This is a genomic window from Streptomyces phytophilus (assembly GCF_013870535.1).
In the GTDB taxonomy this organism is placed as follows: domain Bacteria; phylum Actinomycetota; class Actinomycetes; order Streptomycetales; family Streptomycetaceae; genus Streptomyces; species Streptomyces phytophilus.
In genome coordinates this window covers 1-2,822 of record NZ_JACBXC010000805.1, presented here as the reverse complement: position 1 = coordinate 2,822, position 2,822 = coordinate 1, and the positions used below count along the sequence as shown (strand labels likewise).

General features: G+C 74.5%; 3 protein-coding genes and 1 pseudogene. 2 read left to right on the top strand and 2 right to left on the bottom strand.

Going from position 1 to position 2,822, the window contains the following annotated elements; genetic code table 11:
- Together H5J30_RS25525 and H5J30_RS25520 are read left to right on the top strand one after the other, a co-directional pair.
- Positions 1-516, top strand: a 516-nt coding sequence (locus tag H5J30_RS25525; RefSeq protein WP_508470709.1) for a DrrA family ABC transporter ATP-binding protein, incomplete at its 5' end; no start/stop codon positions are given.
- On the top strand, positions 513-1,310 hold the full coding sequence (locus H5J30_RS25520) for an ABC transporter permease (protein ID WP_181789697.1): 798 nt from the start codon (positions 513-515) through the stop codon (positions 1,308-1,310). The genes H5J30_RS25525 and H5J30_RS25520, both read left to right, overlap by 4 nt.
- A 108-nt stretch (positions 1,311-1,418) precedes the next feature.
- Here H5J30_RS25520 and H5J30_RS25515 read toward each other — a convergent pair whose 3' ends face one another.
- Positions 1,419-1,685 carry a hypothetical protein gene (locus H5J30_RS25515; protein WP_181789696.1) on the bottom strand — a complete coding sequence of 89 codons (267 nt, stop codon included), beginning with the start codon at positions 1,683-1,685 and terminating at the stop codon, positions 1,419-1,421.
- Positions 1,686-1,899: 214 nt separating this feature from the next.
- Positions 1,900-2,822: pseudogene (locus tag H5J30_RS25510) on the bottom strand (transcriptional regulator); the annotation flags it as partial.

The window sequence follows — 2,822 nt, the reverse complement described above, 5'->3', positions numbered from 1 at the left end:
CTGCTGTCCCGGCCGCAGGTGCTCTTCCTGGACGAGCCGACCACCGGGCTCGACCCGGCCAGCCGCGAGCAGATCTGGGCGGCGGTGCGCGAGCTGTCGGCGGCCGGCACGACGGTGCTGCTGACGACGCAGTACCTGGAGGAGGCGGACCGGCTGGCGGACTCGGTGGTGGTCGTCGACCACGGCCGGGCGGCCGTCACCGGCACGCCGGACGAGCTGAAGCGGCGCGTGGGCGCGTACGCGGAGGTGGTCGTGGCCGAGGAGGCGGCGCTCGCGGCGGCGGCCGTGGTGCTCGGGCCGCTGACCGGCGGCGAACCGCGGCTGGACGCGGAGCGGCTGGCGGTCGGGGCCGCGGCGTACGACCCGGGGCTGACCCTGCCGCGCGTGGTGCGCGAGCTGGACAGGGCGGGCGTGCCCGTGGTCGACGCGACCCTGCGCAGGCCGACGCTGGACGAGGTCTTCCTCCGGCTCACGGGGGCGGACGACACCGGGACCGCGAAGGAGGCGGCGGCATGAGCGACCTCGCGTACGACGGCATGGCCATGGTCGGCCGGCAGTTCCAGCGCGCGCGGCGCAACCCCGCGCTGCTCGTCATCACCCAGGTGATGCCGCTGACGCTGCTGCTCTTCTTCGGCTACGTCTTCGGCAACTCCGTCTCACTCCCCGGCGGCGCCGACTACCGCACGTACATCGTCCCCGGCCTCTTCGCCACCACCGCCGCCGGCGGCCTGGTCACCGGCATGCTCCAGGCCGCCGTCGACACCGGCCGCGGGGTGACGGAGCGCTTCCGGGCGCTGCCGATCAGCCGGGCGGCGCTGCCGCTGGGGCAGGCCGTGGCGGACGTGCTGCTGTTCACGGCCGGGCTGGTGCCGCTGGTCGCGGTCGGCTACGCCGTGGGCTGGCGCAACGACGGCGGGGCGGCGGCGACGGCCGGTGCGCTGGGGCTGCTGCTCCTGCTGCGGTTCGCCTCGGTGTGGATCGGGATCCACCTGGGGATGGTGGTCGGGAACGAGGAGGCGGCGGGGCAGCTGGCGAGCACCACGTTCATGCTCCAACTGCTCTCCAACGCCTACGTCCCGACGTACGGCATGCCGGGATGGCTGCGGGCGGTGGTGGAGTGGAACCCGCTCAGCGCGTACGTCACGGCCGTCCGGGACCTGACGGGCAGCGCGCCGCCGGGGCTGGACGACGCGCCGGGCGCGGCGTGGCCGATGACGCATCCGGTGGCGGCGGCACTGGGCTGGTCGGTGCTGCTGCTGGCGGTGTTCGTCCCGCTGGCGGTACGGCGCAGCGCGCGGGGCCGGGGCTGAGGCGCACCGTCGGCGGTCTGCCGGGTGGGGGGCTCGTACCTACGCGGCAGCGATCGGGGCGGGCACGGCATGCCGGGTCGCCGCGCCCGCCCCGATACGAGCTGTCCGTCAGCTCCGGCGGTTGCCGAAGAGGGAGCGCCGCAGCTTCCGCAGCGGAGCGAAGAGGGAAACGCGCGCCATCCGGCCCGGCTTGGCGGCCCGGTCCTCGCGGGCGGTCAGCTCACGCATGAGCATGGTGGCGCTGTCCGCGTCCCCCTGGGGGACGGCGGGCCCGCCGAGCACGGCTAGATGCCGGTCGACACGCGCCCGCGACGCCGTGCTCCCGCAGTTGATCGCAGGAACTCGCGCCTTGCCGCGCATTGCTATCTGGTCCATGACTCTCCCCACCCTTACGAGGGCTCCCGGCCCGGGCAGGCTAACCCTATCGTCTGCCCGCGCCACATGCGCATCCCCCACAGCGGAATCCTCCCCAATTCCGGCCCCAGAACGCGGTCTTGACCTGGAGAACCGTTTCATCTGGCCGGATTCCGCTCCCCGCCGGTGGCTCACCTTCCGCTTCTTCCGCTTCCTCCCGGTCCGGCCCCGGCGGCTACTGCGCCGGGGAGGCGGACTCCTCCACGGCGTCGTCGGTCGGCCACGCGTACCAGGAGCCCTTGAGGGTGTCGTAGTCGTACAGGGGGCTGCCCTTGATGCCGCTGGTGCGGAACGGGGCGCCCTGGTCGTCGATGCGGATGACGCCGGAGTCGTCACCGGTGCTCCACTCGACCTCCAGGTACCAGCGGACGTCGTGGTCCTCGGCGCCCGCGTGGACGAGGAGGGACAGCGGATCGTCGGCGGTGACCCGGTAGGGCAGCGCCGGGGGGTCCCACTTCTGCGTGGAGTCGCCGCCCTGCTGGGGCTTGAGGACGGGGCGGGGCATGTCGAGGTCGACGCTGTACGCCGCCTCGGTGACCTCGCCGCCGCAGCCGGACGACATCGCGAACGCGCTCCACGGCAGCGGCGTGCCGCTCGCCGTCTTGCGTACGTGGACGGCGGTGACGGTCACCGGCTCGTCGCCGCTGGGCTCGATGGCGGTCTCGATGTTCGTCGTACCGCCGTGGACGGCGCCCTGGCTGGAGGCCCACGCCTCGGCGTCCTGCGCCATCGGCGGGGGCGGCACGTCGCCGGGCGACTTGTCGACGAGGTAGCGGTGGTCGCAACCGGACTCCCAGACGTGCGAACGCACCGACCACGCGAGGGGGTTCCGGGCGGCGGGCCCGGCCTGGTCCTCCTGCGCGGTCCCCCCTCCCTTACGGGGCGTCGCGGACTCGCCTTCCTGCTCCGCGCCACCGCCTGCGGGCGAGGGCCTGCGCCGCTCGGACGGCTCGGCGCTCTCGTCCTTCTTTGTCGTCTCGCCCCCCTGCGCGCGCCCGCCACCCCGGCTCCCGTCGGCCAGCACTCCGCTCTCGCGCCCGTCGCCACCGCCGGCCCGGCCCTCGCCGCTGGACCCGCTGGAGGTGGCCACGAAAGCGA

Bases quoted from the DNA above. Each gene is read 5' to 3' on its own strand.
- H5J30_RS25520 (WP_181789697.1), top strand. From the start codon at position 513: ATGAGCGACCTCGCGTACGACGGCATGGCCATGGTCGGCCGGCAGTTC.
- H5J30_RS25515 (WP_181789696.1), bottom strand. From the start codon at position 1,685: ATGGACCAGATAGCAATGCGCGGCAAGGCGCGAGTTCCTGCGATCAAC.